The sequence below is a fragment of the Legionella micdadei genome, from assembly GCF_000953635.1.
Taxonomy (GTDB): domain Bacteria; phylum Pseudomonadota; class Gammaproteobacteria; order Legionellales; family Legionellaceae; genus Tatlockia; species Tatlockia micdadei.
This window is the reverse complement of the sequence record NZ_LN614830.1, coordinates 2,271,281-2,290,550: the sequence shown is the minus strand read 5'-3', so window position 1 is coordinate 2,290,550 and position 19,270 is coordinate 2,271,281. Positions and strand designations below refer to the sequence as shown.

The window sequence follows — 19,270 nt, the reverse complement described above, 5'->3', positions numbered from 1 at the left end:
CCGTCTGATGGGAAAAAAATTAATGTAGCAGGAAAAGGTAGTGTTTTAAATAACCTGTGTCAGCTCTCAGAAGTTGTTATAATGAGCACTTAGGAGGAGAGTGTTCATCTAACTGTGTCACCTCATTGATTATCTAAGTCTCAGGTTCATACGGTCTTCAAAATAAATATGAAGCTGAGACGCGATAAGCGCCCAATTGTGCATGGGCTGACTCCATTTTTCCAGTACTTTTTGGCAGGCACAATAAATAAGCTTTATCAGTGCGTTTTCACTAGTGAAAGCGCCTTTGTTTTTGGTGTACTTGCGAATTTGGCGATGGAACCCCTCTACGATGTTCGTGGTGTAAATGATACGTCTTAGCTCTTCGGGGTATTTGAAGTATTGAGACAAAGCCTCCCAGTTATTATTCCATGACTTCATAACTGCTGGGTATTTCTTGCCCCATTTCTCCTCTAGTTCAAGCAAATGATGCTCAGCTAAATCTTTGCTAGAGGCCTTATACACAAGCTTTAAATCAGCCATGAATGCCTTTTGGTCTTTACTAACAACATACTTCAGGGAGTTTCGTATTTGGTGAACTACACATAGTTGGATTTCTGTTTTAGGAAAGACTTCAGCAATAGCTTCGGGAAAACCCTTAAGTCCATCGATACTCGCAATAAGAATATCTTCTACCCCTCGTGCTTTAAGGTCATTTAAGACACCAAGCCAAAACCGCGCGCCTTCAGTTTCTGACAAATAAAGCCCTAAAATATCTTTCTTGCCCTCAGGAGTAACGGCAAGGACCGTGTAAAATGCCTTACTTGTGACTTTGCCCTCAACACGTACTTTAAAATGCATCGCGTCTAAAAAGGCAATAGGATATATAGACTCTAAAGACCTATTGCGCCATTCGGTAATCATAGGCAACAATTTATCCGTGATGAGGCTTATTTTAGCTGAGGATACGTCTAGACCATACATTTCAGCCAGGTGCTCACTAATGGCTTCATAGCTCATACCTAGGGCATATAAGGCCAGCACTTTATTATCTAATGACTCATTCAATACTGTTTGGCGCTTCTTAACAATTTCAGGCTCAAAAAGTCCTTCTCTGTCCCGTGGAGTGTCTAATTCAAAAATACCAGTTGTAGATTTCATTAACTTGGATGTTTTGCCATTGCGACGATTGGTTAGGCCTGAATCATGACAATCAGAAATGTGAGCCTCCATTTCACCTTCTAAGGCTGCTTCAAGAAGCTCTTTGATCAGAGGAGTTAAGATACCGTCTTTACCAGTAAGGGACTGGCCAGACTTTAATTGCGTTAAGGCTTCAGACTTAAAATCATTGAAATCAAAATTGGATAAATCTATCTTTTTATTCTTACTCATGGGCACCTCTTTTAAGTGTTGAAATTATAACAAGTTAAAAGAGATGACACAGTTATTTAAACACTACCCTTAGGAGAGCTGACACAGGTTATTTAAAACACTACCAATTGCATGGATTTATCTTTTTCAACAGCAATGGTTGTTGTTTTTTCTAAATATTGCGCTTTATAGTTCTCTCTAGCAAATAAAAACATATTGAGTACATTGGAAAAACAATCAACTATGTTCCCAATATGTTTTGCTCTTGCTTCAGCGTAAGCATTGGCATAAGGTTTGATGCTGCTAGAGCAATAATCCTTTTTAATATTATACTAAGCTTAAACAACAAGCATTATGCAGAACATAGTTTTGGCTAGTACCATTTGGTCCTGCTCCCATTTCTTCAGCTAGCTTTTGAATTTGCTCTTTAGCTGGACCCTCAAAAAAGAAAGCATTTGGATTACGGTTTAAAATTGAAAAATAGTCCTTTACTTTAGCATCTTGTTCAGGTTTAAATTTTATTAAATAGCTAGCTAATGTTCCTGCAATGCATGTGAAACCTAATCCTGGAGAGGCTAGGCACATCAATAGAAAACCGCCAGAAATGCCTGACAATAATATTTTTTCAGCTTTTGGAATGTCGTTAAGGCTACTAATCTTGAGATTGGCTACCGAAGCCCTCTGGTGTTGATATTGACGTTGGTGCATATTATCCCTCATTTTCATTGATTGTGCGCATTATATTATCGAATTAATAGAATTTGAATCTTTTAATCATTTATTTAATCAAATGAGTCAGATTGAGCCTGATCATACAAGATGTCCGGCATTATTATCATGATCCGAAAGTACTATCCATGCTAGAGCGAATCATCATCAATCCTATTGAAACACCCAGAGGTTATCAAAACCTGATCGTGGGATTGCTTTGTGGGGGGCCGTTATCCCAATTTTTTAGTGGCATTTTTTTAAAACCGATCGATGACGCATTTGATGAAAGAGAAGTCAGTTATTTCCCTTTGGGAAATAAAACTTCCTGAAATGCCTCATTTAATGGTGTTTATCATTCCTTCAGAATTAGTGAAGAATGGCGATGAGCGCCTTGTAGTTTGCAATCATGCAGCTCGTAAAGCGGTTGAAGATGAGCGCGGGAAACATGATAAATATGTGTTTACCTATAAAAGGAAGCCCATAAGTAGGATGAACAGTACCGCATGGCGTAATGCAAGGATCAAAGCGGGTTTGGAGCATGTACGCGTACATGACTTAAAACATACTTTTGGCCGTAGATTACGTGCAGTAGGAGTTAGCTTTGAAGATCGCCAAGATTTATTAGGCCATCGTTCAGGGCGAATAACTACTCATTATTCATCTGCAGAGTTGCAGAACTTGTTGGAAGCAGCTAATAGGGTTTGCGAAAAGCAGCAAAGTGGGGTGGTGCTCAGTTTACTTCGCAATCCTAATAATCGTGCAAGTACGGGTAAAATTGAAAGTTCTAAAGTCATTTCTTTATAGCTTGATTTACCCTAGGTCCCGAAGATCTCCCGAAGTGAGATTTTCGGAAATTGAAAGGTCGATTGTAACTTATTGATTTTACTGGTTTCTCGTGGTGGCCAGAGGCAGAATCGAACTGCCGACACGAGGATTTTCAGTCACCTAATTCAATAATAACCAATTGATTTTAATATAAAAATTTATCGCAGGATATATCACTACAAATGGCGTACGATGTATAACAGCGTCGTACTCAAATACGCAAATTCCCCACATGGCCTTAACTATTATTTAAATTTTAGCTTGAGGCTCATTCTTAGTTATGTTCTCCCAAAGATATAAAATTAACGCCATTCTCAACTTTTTAGGGTTTAACCACTAACTCAAATTGAAGTAAAGGGTTAGCGCTTTTTGTTTTAGTGCCATGCGGCTCTCTTTTTACATCCTGCGTAAGCGAATTCGCCGTAATGGTATTCCAAAATGGAATTACTTTTGATTCTAAATTTCTTAGCTTGCTAAGCCGCAATTAAGTCAATTTGTTCATAATAAATCCTATTTCTAACAAATGGATAATTATTAGCATCATGAAACTACCCCTAAAAGAACCTCTATCTGCCAAGTACCTCTACATAAGCCCCGAAAACATAGTCCATGTCTTCATGCCGATAGTCAGTGGCACGAACATTGGGTTAGACAACACCTGCAAGGCGGTCTATTCTCTACAAGAGTTTTTCGGCAAGGGCAACAATTCAAACAAAAAGTCCACCATCAAAGGCGAGCTATTAGCATACAAGGAAGCTTTGGAAAGTGACATCAGCCTATTGGGAGCAGATGCTCTCCTTACCCAATCAAAACAAGAAAGACTCACCCAGATAAAGGCCTATTTAAAGGTGGTCAGGCATTTAGAAAATCACCCGGAATTAGATTGTTTAAACCAAGGTTTCCCCAGTTATCCCAGACCCATGGAAGAGTTAATGCAAGACAGGACAACATCCAATCTCTACAGCATGGTTTTACGCCCCGCGGAAGAAGATGGATTTCTTCGCTCAGAAGCAGCCAAGCCAGTATTTAGTGTGGCGCATAAGAGTGTCGCAAGACAAATAGAGCATGCGGTATCCCCGCTACAACAAGAGCTAACCCAAGCTTATACCCCGCTCATCTTTGAAGCCAAAGATTTGAAATCCCAAGTCATTCAACAGACATTAGCGCGATTAGTGCCTCCTAAAATGCCTGTTGATTTTGAACGCTTAAGACAAATCCTGCAGGAAACGGTAAAAGCCTTACTGAATGTAGAAATTGATTTTACCAAAACCCAGCAAGGCAGCTCTATCAATCAACAATACATTGATAAGGCCATGGGTTTTAATCCCCAAACAACAAACCCCAACGAGTATATGGAGGCCTTATTCGGGTACTGTGCTGGCGATTTATTTGACACCCTAATCGAATCACCCTTCAACCGTTTAACCCAGGTAGAACACTGGTCCATAGCAACCCAATTTTTACTAGGCATCACGAATATCTATTGTGTCTCTCAAGGAAAAATCAGTCCAGACACGAATTTTGGGCGAATTCTGGATGCTCACCCCAATTTAAACATTCACTTTGCCCAAACTCTAGCCCAAGCCCAACAAAGTAACAGCAGCATAGAAGAAGCCTGTTTATTGTGGATGAATGACCATGCAAAAGAATTGGACTTAACTCATCCACTAACCCAAGAAGACATCAAAAGCACCACAGAAACGTTTGTAAAGCGTTATGCAGAAATCAAAGACTCCCCCCATTTTGATGAATTTTTCATATTAGACACTCAAAAGAAAGGCGATTTTGTCATACACCAAGGGTCTATCTGTACGAGTTTTGCCAAGTTTGTGAGCTCTCCTTTATTGGATGTGCCCCAAGAATTAAACCAACCTTTAGAGGAAGCGCGCAGTCATGTAGGTAGCTTAAGTGTAGAAATCCCCCATAAAAACCCATTAGTTCAAGGGGAAGTAGAAATTAACGCAATGACCATGGACAACACTGCATTACAAGCCTTATACGAACGAATCAACACCTACAAAGACCCAAAGCTCAAAGAAGCGCTCTTGGTTCAACTCAAACAAGAAAGGCCTGACTTCAAGCCGCAAATAGACGCCAAGCAATTCTTGCAACATGTGGCTTATGGCGAGCAAAATGAGGCCGAAAGCTTACTTGAAAAAGATATTGATGTTGCTCAACAGCTTCTCACTGCAAGAAAAATCCCGTTTGCAGACTACTCAGGCAGAACCTTCAACTGCACCGCCTATGAATACGCCTATTGGGCCAAAGACACGCATATGTGTCGGATGCTGGAGCGGTATATGGATGACCAGACTAAATCCATTATCCATAAACGTGTTCAGAAAATCGAAGAGCCTATAGGTCCTGAACTCATCAAAAAACCTAGGGGGCTTGCCTATACCAAAAAGGGAACAGAATATCGGAGCGCTCATTTTGATTTAACTCCATTGAAGCAGGCATTGAAGACTTATATTGATGCATACAACCAAAGTGTCAAGAAAACTGAAGAGGATTGGGAAGTACTGGATGCACTATGGATAAAGGTTGGCCTTCTCCAAAGAGAGGTACCTGCTCATATCGCTCAGGAATATTGTCATCCAAAACGTTCATTTGACGATGTAGTCAAAAACCCCGCTTTATTGGATGCAGTTAATCCAGCTAATCTGGAGCGACAGCTTAAATTTTATAACTGGGATACCGGTTCTTGGGATATGTGGTTTACTCCTACGTCCTGTGGCGAGGATTCTGGGCTGGGTTTTTCATTCGCCATATTACGCGGGTGGGCCCCGCTGGTGTCGGGGTGGGGGCGGGGGCGTGGTGTGCAGGCCTCGTTTGGTCTCGTGGATTGAACATCTTGCTGCGCCATCAAGCCTACAGGCACTCACGATTCACAGTAGTTAGTCAACAGCAGCTCAATAGCAATATCCGCTATTTGGATGCTAAACAGGCGACGTAAATCGAAGGGGTTTCCAGGGGATTATCTCCTTATGCTAAGGGAGCAATTCCACACGGGAGCTTGCTCCCGTGGTAGGGTTGTATGATTAAAACGGAATTTCTTCTGAATCGGATTGCAACATTTCACGCATTTGCGCCATATGGTGTTCTGCAGTTTTGTTGCTTGATTCATCAGCTGATTTGGGCTGGCTGAGTAGTTGAATATGATTGACGACAATGCTTAGGGTTTGATTCGTTTTACCTTCACTGTCTGTCCATTGATTAGAGCGCAGCTTACCCTCGAGGTAGATCTGCGAACCTTTCTTCAAATACTCAGCTACTTTGGACAGTTTGCCAAATAGTATCAACTGATGCCATTCCACTCTGGTTTTCCACTCATCATTCTGTTTAAATGACTCATTGGTTGCCAAAGTGGCCGTTACAAAAGATTGTCCGTTTTTTCCGGTGATGCTCTTAGGATCGGCACCGAGATTACCAATTAATTGAACGCGGTTTAAAGCTGCAGTCATAATATTCTCCTGTTATTAAATAAAAGCCCGCATAACAGAAAAACTTCCGCATAGGCAGGTGGTTTTCTGTTATGCGGATAAGACTTTGTTTGTTTTAATCAACCAGCAATCGTTTGTTATCAAACAGTTTGACAAAGGAAATCAAGATTTCTAGTTTGTGCAAACTTAATTCTGCTCGCTGAATGTCATGGGAATTAATTTGAAGTCGTTGGCGACTTAAATCATTGACACAACAATCAAGTTCAAACAGCAAATGTTCAATCTCAAGTTGTGATGGTTCCTGTCGTTGCATAGTAGGCTCCTTGAAATAGGGGAGGATTAGCCCCAAAGGGGACTATCAATCCCAATTGGGTTATGCAAAAAAAAAAAAGATCACCGAAACATCGGTTAATTGACTTGGTTTTTAATGATGATGTGCTTCAAGCACTCCTCGGGCGTAAAGCCGTAAAGACATCTCCTGAAGGGTTTCCCTGCTAAACGCTCCGCCATAAATTAGGGAACAAGATGGCGTAATCACAAGACCTATAGGTTTCGTCAGTATTGCGCTGACTCTTCAGTTGTGTTTTTCCCAGATTATCAGGCCAAAAAAGGAAATCAAGCATTTTGCGCAAGTGATACTAAATGAACCTATTTGAAATAATGCAATTCATCTCAGGGTTTAGTTAGAATGCACTTTGTTGATAAGATTTTTGACCTAGTATACTGAGGTCTAATTAGAGGCTCCATGGATAACGTAAAAATTGATACCTGTTTGGTTCAAAAACTGATTGCTGAACAACTCCCACAATGGCAATCATTGCCAATTTACCCAGTTGTTCAAAGTGGTTGGGATAATCGAACATTTCACTTAGGCGAAGAAATGGTAATTCGTTTACCTAGCGCTCAGGAGTATGAACCACAGATAGAAAAAGAATATAAATGGTTGCCATGGCTCTCCAAACAACTTTCATTTCAAATTACACAACCGATTGCCCTTGGGAAACCATCCTCAACATATCCTTGGCATTGGAGTATTAATCGTTGGATTGAAGGGGAGTCTGCTTCAAGACAGAATATTCATGACATGAAATCTTTCGCAAAAGCATTGGGTAAAAGTTTAAAAGAATTACAATCCTTAAATAGTACAGGTGGACCTGCGGCTGGCGCACATAATTTTTATCGAGGCGGTTTTTTAAACGCCTATGATCATGAAATGCAACTTGCAATTCCTAAAATTAAAAATGCTCCTGAACAAAATCTTGCAGCGTCATTATGGCAACAAGCAATTTCTTCAGAATGGCAGGTAAGTCCTGTTTGGGTTCACGGCGACATAGCGGTTGGAAATATTTTGGTTCGTAATGGAAGATTCCACGCACTTATAGATTTTGGGCAGCTTGCTATAGGCGATCCAGCTTGTGATTTGGCGATAGCATGGAATCTTTTTTCCGCTGAAGAACGTAGCGTGTTTAAGGATGCAATTCAATTGGATAAACATACCTGGGTTCGAGCCTTGGGATGGGCATTTTGGAAGACCTTATGTTGGCCAATTAAAGGTACTGATATAAAAGCGGTTTTGGGTGAAATTTATACAGATTATAATGTGCTCAAATAACTATTGGATTTTTTGATTCAATACTACTTAGAGAACCAATCTTCTGCTGTCAAAGCGAAGCTGTAAATGGTCTTGCCAAATCCCGTGAATTTTTAAGTAACGAGGAGAAAACCCTTCTTTTAGAAACCCATTTCTTACAGCAAGATGAATAGACTGTGTATTTGTGGGCTGAATATTAGCTTCAATGCGGTGAAGGTCTAAAGTAGTGAAAACTTCACTTAACACAAGTTTCAATGCTTTACTCATTAAACCCCTACCTGCTTTGTCAATTGAAGCATAGTAGCCAAGAAAGGCACTTTTAAATACGCCGCGCATAATGCCACTGACATTAAAAACACCAATAATATTGTTATCACAATCCCAAGCTATAAAGTACTTTTCGGTTTCCTTTTTACTTTTTTCTAAATAAGTCAGAAACATCATCTGATGTCTTAGGTGCAGCAATGAAAGGAAAATGAAAATCTTGGCTTTTTTGCATTGTTTCAAGGAATATTTTCTCATCTTGGAGGGAGGGGGCTTTTAAGGCAATCATATTTGATTAGCTCACATCAGAAATTAAAAAATTATATTTTAACATGAAGAGTATGGTGGTTATCCAAGATAAATTTTAGTAATACTCAATCTTGAATGGCCAAGCTCCTGACTAATCCTTTCTCTTGTAACTTTATCCCAAGTTTTTTCTAAATTGTTAAGCTCTTTATATGTTCGACCTCCCTGTATTGGGCATAAAAGACCGTTACCTGCTTTGTCATAATGTTTAGTAATTTCTTTCAAGATATCTTCGCTGAGCATAGGCATGGCGAAGTCCATGACATTTGCTTAATCCCATTTCCTTAGTTACTTGATAATAGTGGGCTAAATGGCTTTTATAGGATTTTTCCTTAGGGATTAGAGAATGACCGGTCGGTATTTGATTCGTGGCTTTAATTAACCATTGACGCTGCTCTTCATTAGTTAATTTAAAATCTCGCCCAATACCTCCCTTTGTCCAGCTGGGTTTTATAATCAATCTTGCTCCTTGCCAGGTTTCACTGAGCACGAGCTTCATGGACTCCTCACGACGAAGACCAAAGAGAAATTGGGCTTCCAAAGACAAACGGATCATAGGATCTTGGCATTTGGAAAAATCGACATGAGTTATTGCTTTATTATATTGGGGAGCATAATTTCTTCTACTTATCTGGTAGCTATCAGTATTAGATTTAACTAAATCAGGTTTATTTAACAAGGAGGCTACTTTACGTAATTTGGCCATGTAGTTTTTGATTGTCGCGGGATTTTTATTCTGCTTTTGCCAATGTTCAACTAAAATATGTATGTGTTTTGGTTTTAACCCTTTGATGTGCGTTAACATGTATCCTAGTTCATGCAGGTCTTTGATGCAGCGATTAAGCATATGTTTCATATCAGCTCGGCTAGCATGTGAATACTTATGAACTTTCTTCACGCATCCATTAATGGAATATTGGGCATTTTTAAGCTTGGTTTTACTCATTAAGATATCTCCATAGCGAATCACGAGATTTGATACCCATTTCAATACGGATTAACCAGTAGGTTTCATATTTTCCCAACAGCGGTAAGAGATAGCGATGCATCTGTTTTGCATATAAATAACGCCATGATTTATTAAGCGGTAGGGCATTTTTTTTAAGTTCTTTTCGCCACGCAAATTTTGTTTCTTCACATCCATTAGATTCAGCAATAGTTTTGCCGCTAGTTATTTCCTTAATTTCATCGAGAATGGATTTTTGTGTTTCATTGCGAATGGGAATTGTTCTGTCGATGGAATTGAAAGAGATATCGCGCGTTATCCAGAGGCTATCCTCTTGCATGTGAATTTCTGGTTTTATGTAAATTGCTTCTTGAAATGTCAGACCAAATTCTGTTTGAAGTGTCATAATTATGCGGGGTATTTGGCTATTCATTGATTGCCAATAATCATGTTCGATTTTCAGTTTTCTTTTACGCTTTTTAGTTTTTCGAAGTTGTAGCGATTTATTGTCTACATTAGCTACCAAGCAGTCTATGCTTTTTAGATAATGCCGAATTATTGTCATGTAATTCATGATAGTGCTTGCGCGAATTTTACTTTTTTTCCAATGGGCTACTAGATGATGAATATGATGTGATTGAAGACCTTTCCAGGAGGATGGCACTTCACCAATGGTATAGAGGTCATCTATCATTTTACGAATGACAAAAGCCCGTTGTTTTCTTACTTTGTAGCTGCCTTGATTGGCCAGTTTCAAATATTGATTTGCAGTCTGTCTTATACTGTATTTTCTCATCGTCCTATCCAAAATAAATCTATTTGCCCTGTCTTTGGTTTAGTGTTGGTCGAGCGGCTCACTCAAAGATGAAACCTGGCCAAAGCCACAAAGCTCGAAGTAGGGGGCAAATCAATCGTTATAAGGCAAACGATCTCGCCGATTTACAACAGTTTTTGGTGAGTATTTCCTCCTTGTTTTGATGAGTAATAGAAACGACAAGACAATGGGTCTTGTTACACAAAGTCCATGGTCAAATTGAGATAAAATTGACTTAAACTCCCGAGGGAGTTGCCCTGTCGGATGACAGAGTTTCCTAGATGGGTTTCCCGACTGTACGTCCAGCCACAAGGTTAGGGAATGAAGTGGCTTTGCATAAGACATCGGTTGATGTTTCACCGGAATTTCACCGGCTCATCAGTTATGCTTGATTTCAAATTAGCAAAGCAGTCGTTGCTTCACAAGGGATTTTAGAAAGTATTTTGTCCAATCCCGATTGGCGGGATCGGACAAAATGGGAAAATGTGTTGATTTTACGCGGTAAAATCAAGGTGATTTTTCTGCGTCACTGCAGGAAAATTGCAGTGACGCAGATAAACCGGACTGTAAAAATTCATTTGCAAGACAGCAAAGAATAAAATAGTATTAAAAGCGCGTTTGAGGTATTAAATGCAACAAGCGCTGATAGGAGGGACTGCAATCCCTCGCTACCAGCTAACCATATCTACTTTAAAGGAGTAAATAATGGCTAAACGAATCTTAGTCTATTTCAGTTTTACATTTCAATGGCTAGTCGGTAAGAGGCCACCGAAATTTTCCCCCTTGATTACACAGTTTGAATATTAAAATCATGGTTATAAGTAAGCCTTAGGCGTGCTTTTAGCTAAAAATCTTAATGAATTCAACTACTTGCTAAGTCTTATCGGCATTCTTTGGGTAATAACAAACCCAACCGCAAACAACTTGCTGAAATCCAAGCCTTACTTTCTGATATCTGGATAAAGCAACCCATTAGCATTGATTTGCACTTAAGCCAGCAAGAGAAACAATGCCTCTATTTATCAGCCCAAGGTAAAAAATTCAAAGAAATAGCTAATCACCTAAATGTATCTCAAAGAGAAATAAGCCAATATCGTCAATCAATCTTGCAAAAACTAAAATGCAAAACGATAAACAGCGCAATTATTGTCGGTATTCGTTACGGGGAAATCAAAGCAGAAGATTTACTAGCAGCGGGGTAGGGGGTAGTTGCAAATTCCACTCCCTGTGGTCAATACATCCTTGTATTGTCTCCGTTTAAGGACATCAATGTCCCAAAATTTGCAACTTCCATGGTATTAGTATGACTTAATCCAGGTTGTGCGTCATTAAGACATGTTTGGTAAATGGTGTAAGAGATGCCTTACAAAAATTCATCGATTTACACAAGCTATGTTGTATCAAGCTACCCTTGCTAAATTTTAATAAATAAATGATAGAAGTATTTAGAGATGAAAAAATTTACTATAATAATAATAATCTTCTTGACCCTGCACAGGCAGGCCCGAATTACGCGGGAAAATGGAGGAGGACCAAAAAAGCGGCATTTAGTCGCTTTTTTATTACTGTGGATGAACAAAAATCCCATAACCAAATTCAGAGTTTTTACAGGCATTAATATTAAAAATAGGTTTCAAAACATCAATCCATTCTTTAATTTTTGCATCCGAAATGAATTTTTTACGTTTTGGTGATTGATTTATGCCTAATTCTATATAGACATATTGTGATATTAGGTAAGCTATTAAGTCTGCTGCTTGAATGAAATAACTAAATTGTGAATTTTTAGGAAGTGGATCATCAACAATAGACTCAAGCTTGATCGGTCTGGATTGCTCACCGCCTTTATAAGGTACATAATTGTATCGATATAATTTTCTGCATATTTTTCTTGTCTTATGTAGGTACCATCATCTAGTAAAAGCAAGAACTTGCCATATTTATAAAATCTATCTGTCTCATTTTTTTGCTGGTCATAGTATAAATTGGTATCAATACGAGTAAGCCCATATGTAAAAGCTTTCTCCAATACGTCATATTTTCCATCGATTCTATCTTTAATAATAGCTACATTCAAAGATTGTACATTTAGTGATTCCAAGTCTGAAATTGCTCTAACAAATTGTTCAATTATTTTTATTCTTATATGGTTTGAAAGGGATAATCGTGTATAAGGATTTTTGTTAAGAAAAAATTCACGAGAATGGAATTCTATCCTAGTTGGCAGACCATACGATTTTAGGCTTCTTCTTAAATCTAAAAAATGTTTAAAACATTTGTCCCATTTATCAACATTCATATAAAGAAAGCTCAAAAAAAACAGGGACTTTCATATTTTGGATATCCTGGATCACCTGCTTCATCACAGTATACTAATTTCATTTCTCATCCATAAGAAGAAAATATCTACAATCAGTATAGATAGAGAATAATGAAAACTGTAGGATAAGGGCTAGGTCTTACTCTTTGAACAGTGCTCTTAATTGGGCATAAAGCAGAGATTTATCCAAGAACTACTTTATTACTTTTTTAAAAATCCTCTTTTTACTATTTCTCTATAAAGCATCGTCCAACTGTTCCAAACTGTTTGAAAGTCCTCTATCTTCTTCTGCGATTTGGGTTTGTTCATATCAATTTTGAGAATTAATTTATCTATAAAAGAATCTCCATGAGGAGGGGTTTGATTTTTGGATATTTCATCAAAAAAAATTTCAAAATAAAGGCTAGTATAAGTAGGGTTATTTATATCATGGCCCATGGAAGTGGATGAAATACAAATATTCAGAAGGTCGGCTAGTTTATTTAGATTTTGCTCGTCCATAATCACTCCCTAAAAAATATATTTAATTTTGCTATTGAACAACAGGATTGCTGCAATTTTCGTTGAAGCAAGAGTTGTATTTAAGATTATCCAATTATAGTATGAGTTTCATTTAATGAATTGATTTTTACAATTTGAATATCTGGATTAAGTGCATTAGCTAAAGTATTTAAGAGATAATTGTCATGACTTACTATTGCTGAAGAATATGAAGCGCCAATTAATTGTAAACTATCAGTGAATTTGTCTTCACTTGGTGTAGCCTGGTTTCGAATAATTAAGTAGTTCAAATAAAATTGTGAATAAAGAGATGTTCGTAATGCGGGGTAAGAGCCCAACCTCTTCATGAGGCAAACTGCATTTTCCGCAGGTAATTTTTTCCCAGTCAATTCTTCTAACCATTTTTGCAGTATTGGTATATTACTTTCAATTTGTTTAAGACAATGTTGTAAATAATAATCAAATGTTAAACTGAGGCTCTTTTTATTTTTTTCAGGTTTCCATAATTTTTCTCTACAGTCATCCCAAAAAAATTGTCTTCCGGATATAAATTCTTCATGAATGCTATCAAAAATGCCTAATGAAAATTGTTTAATGCGTTCAGCTAGAATTTCTGCAGTATAATGGCCTAATGATGCAATTACTGAAGAACCATGCAATAAATTGTCTAATTCCTGGTTATAAAGCATGGATCTTTGGCAATAATAAATTGGATTTAGCTGTTTTAAGAAGGTAAAAAGTGCTGAGGCTTTGTCCGTGGCATTTGTTTTAAAGCAACGACCCATTTCATAAATGGTATCCATCCCGACTACTGGGATAAAATTATTTGACGAAAAAAGGTGATTGGTTAATTGTGCATCAGCAGCGCTATTGTCATAAAGCCAGTTGATTGCTGATGTTTCGATAAACGCTGTTTTCAACCTGATTCCTTTTAGTGTCTACATTGCGTCTACATGGAAATTTCGAGCTTCTCGCGATTTCACCATAACCCCTTGATTTATATGGTGGCCAGAGGCAGAATCGAACTGCCGACACGAGGATTTTCAGTCCTCTGCTCTACCGACTGAGCTATCTGGCCGCGAGAGGTTGCTATTAAACTCCGAGAATGCTTTCGAGTCAAGCGGTGTTTAGGACTTTTTTGTAAAAAATTAATAGGGCTTTAAAAAGAGGGTATTTCGAAACCTAAATGGTTTAATTTTATACTTTTTTTGGTTTTGTTAGGTCGAAAGCTTGAGCGTTGTGCATGCATTAGTATTCGGTAAAGACATAAGTTAAACTTAGCTAATCTCTCTCCTAAATGAGCTGATACATGGAAACGAATACACAAGTCACTATCGTGGGGGCTGGGCCTGTTGGGTTAAGTATGGCAATTGGGTTGGCTCGCATGGGTATCCGCTGTGTTGTGATAGAAAAGCATGCTTCGACTACCAATCATCCTAAAGCTCGGGGGGTAAATACCCGAACCATGGAAATTTTTAGGCTGTGGGGATTGGAGAAGGGGCTGCGTCAATATGAACTTCCTTTTGAGGCTCACCGGTTTATTTGGTTAGAGTCGTTTCAGGGTAAAGAATTGTCACGCATAAGCGCCAAACCAAGATCGTCTTCAGCGAGTCCGACTTCAACTGCTTTAATATCACAAGATTGGGTTGAGCATGAATTATTTGTTGCTACCCAACGCTATCCTGAGATTCAATGCTTATTTAATACCACCATGATTGAGTTTTATCAGGATGCTCATGGGGTGCGAACGACAGTCAATGATAATAAAACCAACAAGCAACTTGATATCAACTCACAATTTTTAATAGCCGCTGATGGCGCCGTCAGTCCCATTCGCAAAACGTTAAACATTGCAATGGAGGGAGAGGATAATCTAGGGGAATTTTGTAACATCTATTGTGAAATGGATTTAGGTAAATATGTTAAAGATCGTCCTAGCGTAGGATTTATGTTCACTCGTAGAGATATCATGGGAACATTTATCTTGTCAAAAGATGGAGCAAAAAAATGGCTTCTTGGCGTGCGTTATGATGCAAATCCAGAGCTCTCTAAGAAATTTTTTACCGATGATTTCTGTGTTGAATTCGTAAAACGGGTTATAGATGACGACTCAATCAATGTTTCATTAATTAATAAGTCATTTTGGACAATGGCAGCTCTGGTTGCCAAAACTTATCGTCAAGGTCGTATTTTTTTAGCGGGAGATGCTGCACACCGATTACCGCCTACTGGTGGTTTAGGTATGAACACTGGAATTCAGGATGCCCATAATTTATCTTGGAAGCTTGCTTTGGTGTTACAGGGATATGCTAAAGATGCTTTGCTTGATACTTATTTTGAAGAGCGAGCCCCCATTGCGGTAGCTAATATTGATTGGAGCACAAAAAATGCGAGACGATTTAGTACTATTTTTCAAGCTATTTACGAAGAGGACTTTGTGACAATGAACCGAGCTTTGGAGGAGCAAAACGAACACTTAAACCAAATTGCTTTAGATATTGGTTTTCATTACGAACAAGGCGCATTAATTCCAGATCGTGGATCTTATCCTGCTATGGAAGCAGACCAGTATATCCCTTCGACCCTTCCAGGTAGCCGGGCTCCTCATTATATGCTGTATCGGGATGATAAACCGGTATCGACTTTGGAGTTGTTCGAACGATCATTTGTAATTTTAAGTAGCGATAGAAATCCAGATTGGCATAATGCCGCATTAGCGATAAAAACTTGCCCGCTAAAAAGCTATCGTGTTGGCACTCATGGGGAGTTGCAAGATCCCGAAAATCAATGGGCTCAGATGTATGAAATTAGTGAGCAGGGGGCTGTCCTCGTACGTCCGGATGGTCACGTTGCGTGGCGATCGAGAGAGGCAGTGAAGGATGCTGCCCATTGCTTAAGGGAAGTATTAAGAAAAATGCATTGTGTGGTTTAATGTGCATTAACCCAATTATTTCTTTTGTTGAAAAGCAATCGCAATTTGGGCACCCAATATTGCATTGCTTTTAATAAGTTCTATGTTGGCTTGTAAACTCTGACCTGCTGTTAATTGGGCTACTCGCTGTAATAAGAAGGGGGTGATGGCTTTGCCATTAAGATTTCGGGCTTCTTTCTGCGCTTGTTTAATAATCGGCATGATTTGTTCATCGGGTATTTCAGCGGCTTTAGGGATGGGGTTTGCGATTACAATGCCATTGTTGAGGCCTAATTTATATTGATAATACATGAGGTTGGCAACGTCTTCAGGGTTATCTAAACGGTGGAGCAGAGGAATACCACTCGACTGACTGAAGAAAGCTGGAAATTCGTCGGTGCGATAACCAACTACAGCAACCCCGTACGTTTCTAGCACTTCTAATGTTTTGGGTAAGTCTAAAATTGATTTTGCGCCAGAACAAATGACTGTGACAGGGGTCGAGCTAAGTTCGAATAGGTCAGCCGAAATATCAAAGCTTTCGCCGACGTGGTGATGTACACCGCCGATTCCACCCGTTACAAAAAGAGGTAACCCTGCTAAATGTGCACAAAACATGGTTGCTGCCACAGTCGTGCTAGCAGTTAGTTGATGGCTCAAGGCAAAAGCAATATCTCTTCGTGAAGCTTTAATGACTTCCGGATGATTGGCAATATGCTTCATGATTTTATGATCGATACCAACGTGAATTTTGCCGTCGTATAGGGCAATGGTTGCTGGAACAGCGCCATTATCACGAATGAGTTGTTCAACTTCTTTCGCTGTGGCCAAATTATCAGGATAAGGCATACCATGCGAAATAATAGTGGATTCGAGAGCCACAATAGGGCGCTGCTTTTTAATAGCTTCTGCAACTTCTTCACCGATATGCAACAGTTCATGACCCATGTTAATTTGCCTCATTCTTTAGGAACAAAACCTGCTGGTGTTGCTGAACCTTCTCCAAAAAAATATTTTTTCATTTCTTCATTTAGAAATTCTCGTGCTTTTGGATCAATCAGGCTAAGGCGATATTCATTAATCAGCATTGTTTGATGGGCTAGCCACATTTTCCATGCTTGTTTACAGACATGATTAAAAATTTTTTCGCCCAGGGGACCTGGAAACGGAGCGGTATCTAAACCTTCTGCTTCTTGCTTTAATTTACAACAAAAAACGTATCTTGCCATGCCATACCTTAATTTATAGTTTTATAACCCATGATTATGCGATAATGAAATCGCTATTGCTAGTTCCTATTAATCAGCACGACATTTGGACTGTTGGGCCAACATAATATGTTGGGAGAGCAATTGCTCTTGTTCCTTATTCATCTCTTCGAATTGCACCGCAGTATGATACTGGTTTTCATTGTAATACTGACTATAAACAACTGAGGCATTGAGCAAAATTGGAATCATTTTGGGTTTAGTGTAGATGATGATTTTCATGTGCGTTTTTTCTTTAACACGCTCTTTTGTTTTAAAAGCCATCCCACCTAAACTGAGATTAATTTTGCGTAAATGGATTTTTTCACCAATCATTAGATGACGTGCCAAGTATTCAATTTTGGCATTGATTAAATTGAGATAATGCGCAAGGGCTGGTTCATGCACAGCAAGTGATTGAGTCAGCTTAGATATCTCATAATCGATGCTTTGAAAATACTGTGTTGTTTCGAGGTAGCGCTTTCCGCTTTGTCCCAAAAGTTCTTCGGTGATTATTTTATCGGAATAAAGCTCACCTGGTTCGACTAACCTGTAATCAAAATAAACCTGATCTTCAATGCGGAAATGTTGACGTCTTTCGTGTATTGGCATGTTTACTCCATAAATTCCGTTTTAAGGGGTACCTGCTTGATTGAGGTAGTGCTATTGCAAAAGTCAAGGTACGCTAAGTCTTATTGCAAGCAGTTTCTATCCTTAAATATAGACATATATTTGCATTATTGGTAAAAAATAGAGCAAATTTTATAGCCATTTACTTAAGAAGTATAAAGTGTACAAATGCAGGGGATAATAAAAGTAAAAAAAATGACGAATACGAGGAATTCTTATATCGATTTGCGTCGCCAAAAGAATTACGGCTAAGCTGACAAGAGCCCAATGATTAGCATTAATGTCATCAAGAAAAAAGTAGGCTACAGCGCACGCTAGAAGGCGAAGGAGTGTGGGGTTTTTACAATAAAACCAGGCAGTAACACAAAAGAAAATTCCTACCCAACTATACTCTACAAAAAAGCCGCCGATTAAAAAAATAAAAATGGCGAAAACACGATTTCTATTCCCTCCTAATGCACAACAATAAAGGGTTGCAGTGGCGACTCCTAGTGTAAACAGAATGTTCAAAGGCCAAATAAATTGCAAATGACGCATGGCAATATAGCCGGGTGTTGCGATTGCTCCAAAAATGACTAAGCGGACTAAAACTTTGGAATAAAGTCCGCGGGGAAGGGCATCTGGTCGAGCGAGATTATAGGCAAAAATAAAAGCAAATAGGGGCATGGCAAGTCTGCCAATGCAATAGAGCGTTTGAATAGACGAAGCGTAAAAAAAGCGGTTGATGTGATCGATAGTCATGGATACTAAAGCTATCCATTTCACTAGCTCCATACTACCGCTGCTGATTTTGATCGGAGGAAGATTATTAACTTTTTCCCAATTTAGGTAATCGCCCAATAGTTATCTCCAACCCCATCCAGTAGTTTTTAGCGAAAACTAATGTTAACCATATAAATTGCTTTATGGAATAAGTTAATAGAAAAATATGATTAATCGCAGTAGGTTTCTAACCAGCATTCACCGAATGAATTACAGACTTCAACGTTTTCGCATACTGGGGCATAATATCTTCTGGGGGGCACATTGATAACAATATTGGGGCCAGACCAGCCACCATTATAAAAGAAACCGCCTTGGCCATAATAGCGACCAAAGCCATGACCATAGCCACCATGGTAATGACGATGGCCACCATACCAGCTACCATGGCTATGCCAAGCATTACCAGCTGTGGTTGCAAGAAGACCTATAACAAACACAAGTGTACCTATTATATTGCGCTTGCTGTTCGTAAGCATGATTATCCTCAAGAAAATTTTTGTAATTATTGAGTGGAGTACTCAGATAAGATTGGCTATGAAAATAGGCTTTTTTCTTAACTGAGTGTTGATAGAGTATACAAGAGATTCCAAAGGGCGGCTATTGTTTCGTCATAATGGCGATTTCACAATAAGTTAAATTTTAAGCA

General features: G+C 38.8%; 19 protein-coding genes, 1 tRNA gene and 2 pseudogenes. 6 read left to right on the top strand and 16 right to left on the bottom strand.

The genetic code is table 11. From position 1 onward, the window contains the following. Positions 1–129: 129 nt before the first annotated feature. Complete coding sequence (locus tag LMI_RS10240; protein WP_045098241.1) at positions 130–1,371, bottom strand: IS256 family transposase; 1,242 nt, start codon at positions 1,369–1,371, stop codon at positions 130–132. A 306-nt stretch (positions 1,372–1,677) separates the two neighbouring features. After that, positions 1,678–2,058, bottom strand: coding sequence for a hypothetical protein (locus tag LMI_RS10235; RefSeq protein WP_045099714.1), 381 nt, complete (start codon positions 2,056–2,058; stop codon positions 1,678–1,680). Positions 2,059–2,150: 92 nt separating this feature from the next. Here LMI_RS10235 and LMI_RS15415 point away from each other — a divergent pair, with 92 nt between their 5' ends. The 3 genes and pseudogenes from LMI_RS15415 to LMI_RS10225 all read left to right on the top strand — a co-directional run bounded on the left by LMI_RS15415 (position 2,151) and on the right by LMI_RS10225 (position 5,735). Further along, a complete protein-coding gene (locus LMI_RS15415; RefSeq protein WP_052679532.1) occupies positions 2,151–2,390 on the top strand; it encodes a hypothetical protein in 240 nt (79 codons plus the stop codon). Further along, a pseudogene (locus LMI_RS10230) lies at positions 2,371–2,865 on the top strand (tyrosine-type recombinase/integrase); the annotation flags it as partial. The gene LMI_RS15415 and the pseudogene LMI_RS10230, both read left to right, overlap by 20 nt. 563 nt (positions 2,866–3,428) lie before the next feature. Next, positions 3,429–5,735, top strand: a complete 2,307-nt coding sequence (locus tag LMI_RS10225; RefSeq protein ID WP_052679530.1) for a hypothetical protein — start codon at positions 3,429–3,431, stop codon at positions 5,733–5,735. A 192-nt stretch (positions 5,736–5,927) separates the two neighbouring features. On the opposite strand, the gene LMI_RS10220 is transcribed toward LMI_RS10225, so the two are convergent. Together LMI_RS10220 and LMI_RS10215 are read right to left on the bottom strand one after the other, a co-directional pair. Continuing rightward, a complete protein-coding gene (locus tag LMI_RS10220; protein WP_045099713.1) occupies positions 5,928–6,350 on the bottom strand; it encodes a single-stranded DNA-binding protein in 423 nt (140 codons plus the stop codon). Between the two features lie 94 nt (positions 6,351–6,444). Then, positions 6,445–6,642: a hypothetical protein gene (locus LMI_RS10215; protein WP_045099712.1), complete on the bottom strand. Its 198-nt coding sequence runs from the start codon at positions 6,640–6,642 to the stop codon at positions 6,445–6,447. 432 nt (positions 6,643–7,074) lie between these two features. Between LMI_RS10215 and LMI_RS10210 the strand changes: the two genes are divergently transcribed. Further along, a complete protein-coding gene (locus LMI_RS10210; protein WP_045099711.1) occupies positions 7,075–7,941 on the top strand; it encodes an aminoglycoside phosphotransferase family protein in 867 nt (288 codons plus the stop codon). Between the two features lie 27 nt (positions 7,942–7,968). On the opposite strand, the gene LMI_RS10205 is transcribed toward LMI_RS10210, so the two are convergent. The 3 genes and pseudogenes from LMI_RS10205 to LMI_RS10195 all read right to left on the bottom strand — a co-directional run bounded on the left by LMI_RS10205 (position 7,969) and on the right by LMI_RS10195 (position 10,232). Then, positions 7,969–8,364 (bottom strand): GNAT family N-acetyltransferase, encoded by a 396-nt coding sequence (locus LMI_RS10205; protein ID WP_231852135.1) that lies wholly within the window; start codon positions 8,362–8,364, stop codon positions 7,969–7,971. Positions 8,365–8,532: 168 nt separating this feature from the next. Beyond that, positions 8,533–9,436 (bottom strand): annotated as a pseudogene (locus LMI_RS10200) (phage integrase N-terminal domain-containing protein). Then, positions 9,429–10,232: a phage integrase N-terminal domain-containing protein gene (locus LMI_RS10195; protein WP_045099710.1), complete on the bottom strand. Its 804-nt coding sequence runs from the start codon at positions 10,230–10,232 to the stop codon at positions 9,429–9,431. The pseudogene LMI_RS10200 and the gene LMI_RS10195 overlap by 8 nt, the downstream one beginning before the upstream one ends. Before the next feature lie 911 nt (positions 10,233–11,143). Between LMI_RS10195 and LMI_RS10190 the strand changes: the two genes are divergently transcribed. Beyond that, a complete protein-coding gene (locus tag LMI_RS10190; protein WP_045099709.1) occupies positions 11,144–11,452 on the top strand; it encodes a response regulator transcription factor in 309 nt (102 codons plus the stop codon). A gap of 360 nt (positions 11,453–11,812) precedes the next feature. Here LMI_RS10190 and LMI_RS15825 read toward each other — a convergent pair whose 3' ends face one another. The 4 genes from LMI_RS15825 to LMI_RS10165 form a co-directional block, all read right to left on the bottom strand. Beyond that, positions 11,813–12,136, bottom strand: coding sequence for a DUF3800 domain-containing protein (locus LMI_RS15825; protein ID WP_161939857.1), 324 nt, complete (start codon positions 12,134–12,136; stop codon positions 11,813–11,815). Positions 12,137–12,771: 635 nt separating this feature from the next. After that, complete coding sequence (locus LMI_RS10175) at positions 12,772–13,071, bottom strand: hypothetical protein (protein ID WP_045099706.1); 300 nt, start codon at positions 13,069–13,071, stop codon at positions 12,772–12,774. Between the two features lie 86 nt (positions 13,072–13,157). Beyond that, positions 13,158–13,991 carry a hypothetical protein gene (locus LMI_RS10170; RefSeq protein ID WP_045099705.1) on the bottom strand — a complete coding sequence of 278 codons (834 nt, stop codon included), beginning with the start codon at positions 13,989–13,991 and terminating at the stop codon, positions 13,158–13,160. 82 nt (positions 13,992–14,073) lie between these two features. Beyond that, positions 14,074–14,149, bottom strand: a tRNA-Phe gene (locus LMI_RS10165). 231 nt (positions 14,150–14,380) lie between these two features. On the opposite strand from LMI_RS10165, the gene LMI_RS10160 reads away from it, so the two are divergent. Next, on the top strand, positions 14,381–16,003 hold the full coding sequence (locus LMI_RS10160; RefSeq protein ID WP_045099704.1) for an FAD-dependent monooxygenase: 1,623 nt from the start codon (positions 14,381–14,383) through the stop codon (positions 16,001–16,003). A gap of 15 nt (positions 16,004–16,018) precedes the next feature. Here the strand turns inward: LMI_RS10160 and LMI_RS10155 are convergent, their stop codons facing one another. From LMI_RS10155 to LMI_RS10135, 5 genes are all read right to left on the bottom strand, one after another. Then, positions 16,019–16,930, bottom strand: coding sequence for a pseudouridine-5'-phosphate glycosidase (locus LMI_RS10155; RefSeq protein WP_045099703.1), 912 nt, complete (start codon positions 16,928–16,930; stop codon positions 16,019–16,021). A gap of 11 nt (positions 16,931–16,941) precedes the next feature. After that, positions 16,942–17,211: an oxidative damage protection protein gene (locus LMI_RS10150; protein WP_045099702.1), complete on the bottom strand. Its 270-nt coding sequence runs from the start codon at positions 17,209–17,211 to the stop codon at positions 16,942–16,944. Positions 17,212–17,280: 69 nt separating this feature from the next. Further along, positions 17,281–17,841 (bottom strand): PilZ domain-containing protein, encoded by a 561-nt coding sequence (locus LMI_RS10145; RefSeq protein WP_045099701.1) that lies wholly within the window; start codon positions 17,839–17,841, stop codon positions 17,281–17,283. A 150-nt stretch (positions 17,842–17,991) separates the two neighbouring features. After that, the gene (locus LMI_RS10140) at positions 17,992–18,624 is read right to left on the bottom strand and encodes a TraX family protein (protein ID WP_161939856.1); all 633 of its coding nucleotides are present in this window, start codon (positions 18,622–18,624) and stop codon (positions 17,992–17,994) included. A 167-nt stretch (positions 18,625–18,791) separates the two neighbouring features. Beyond that, positions 18,792–19,100: a hypothetical protein gene (locus tag LMI_RS10135; protein ID WP_052679529.1), complete on the bottom strand. Its 309-nt coding sequence runs from the start codon at positions 19,098–19,100 to the stop codon at positions 18,792–18,794. Between the last annotated feature and the right edge of the window lie 170 nt (positions 19,101–19,270).

Excerpts from the sequence above, each read along its gene's own strand:
- LMI_RS10240 (WP_045098241.1), bottom strand. The coding sequence starts at position 1,371 with ATGAGTAAGAATAAAAAGATAGATTTATCCAATTTTGATTTCAATGAT.
- LMI_RS10235 (WP_045099714.1), bottom strand. The coding sequence starts at position 2,058 with ATGCACCAACGTCAATATCAACACCAGAGGGCTTCGGTAGCCAATCTC.
- LMI_RS10225 (WP_052679530.1), top strand. The coding sequence starts at position 3,429 with ATGAAACTACCCCTAAAAGAACCTCTATCTGCCAAGTACCTCTACATA.
- LMI_RS10220 (WP_045099713.1), bottom strand. The coding sequence starts at position 6,350 with ATGACTGCAGCTTTAAACCGCGTTCAATTAATTGGTAATCTCGGTGCC.
- LMI_RS10215 (WP_045099712.1), bottom strand. The coding sequence starts at position 6,642 with ATGCAACGACAGGAACCATCACAACTTGAGATTGAACATTTGCTGTTT.
- LMI_RS10210 (WP_045099711.1), top strand. The coding sequence starts at position 7,075 with ATGGATAACGTAAAAATTGATACCTGTTTGGTTCAAAAACTGATTGCT.
- LMI_RS10205 (WP_231852135.1), bottom strand. The coding sequence starts at position 8,364 with ATGATGTTTCTGACTTATTTAGAAAAAAGTAAAAAGGAAACCGAAAAG.
- LMI_RS10195 (WP_045099710.1), bottom strand. The coding sequence starts at position 10,232 with ATGAGAAAATACAGTATAAGACAGACTGCAAATCAATATTTGAAACTG.
- LMI_RS10175 (WP_045099706.1), bottom strand. The coding sequence starts at position 13,071 with ATGGACGAGCAAAATCTAAATAAACTAGCCGACCTTCTGAATATTTGT.
- LMI_RS10160 (WP_045099704.1), top strand. The coding sequence starts at position 14,381 with ATGGAAACGAATACACAAGTCACTATCGTGGGGGCTGGGCCTGTTGGG.
- LMI_RS10155 (WP_045099703.1), bottom strand. The coding sequence starts at position 16,930 with ATGGGTCATGAACTGTTGCATATCGGTGAAGAAGTTGCAGAAGCTATT.
- LMI_RS10150 (WP_045099702.1), bottom strand. The coding sequence starts at position 17,211 with ATGGCAAGATACGTTTTTTGTTGTAAATTAAAGCAAGAAGCAGAAGGT.
- LMI_RS10145 (WP_045099701.1), bottom strand. The coding sequence starts at position 17,841 with ATGCCAATACACGAAAGACGTCAACATTTCCGCATTGAAGATCAGGTT.
- LMI_RS10135 (WP_052679529.1), bottom strand. The coding sequence starts at position 19,100 with ATGCTTACGAACAGCAAGCGCAATATAATAGGTACACTTGTGTTTGTT.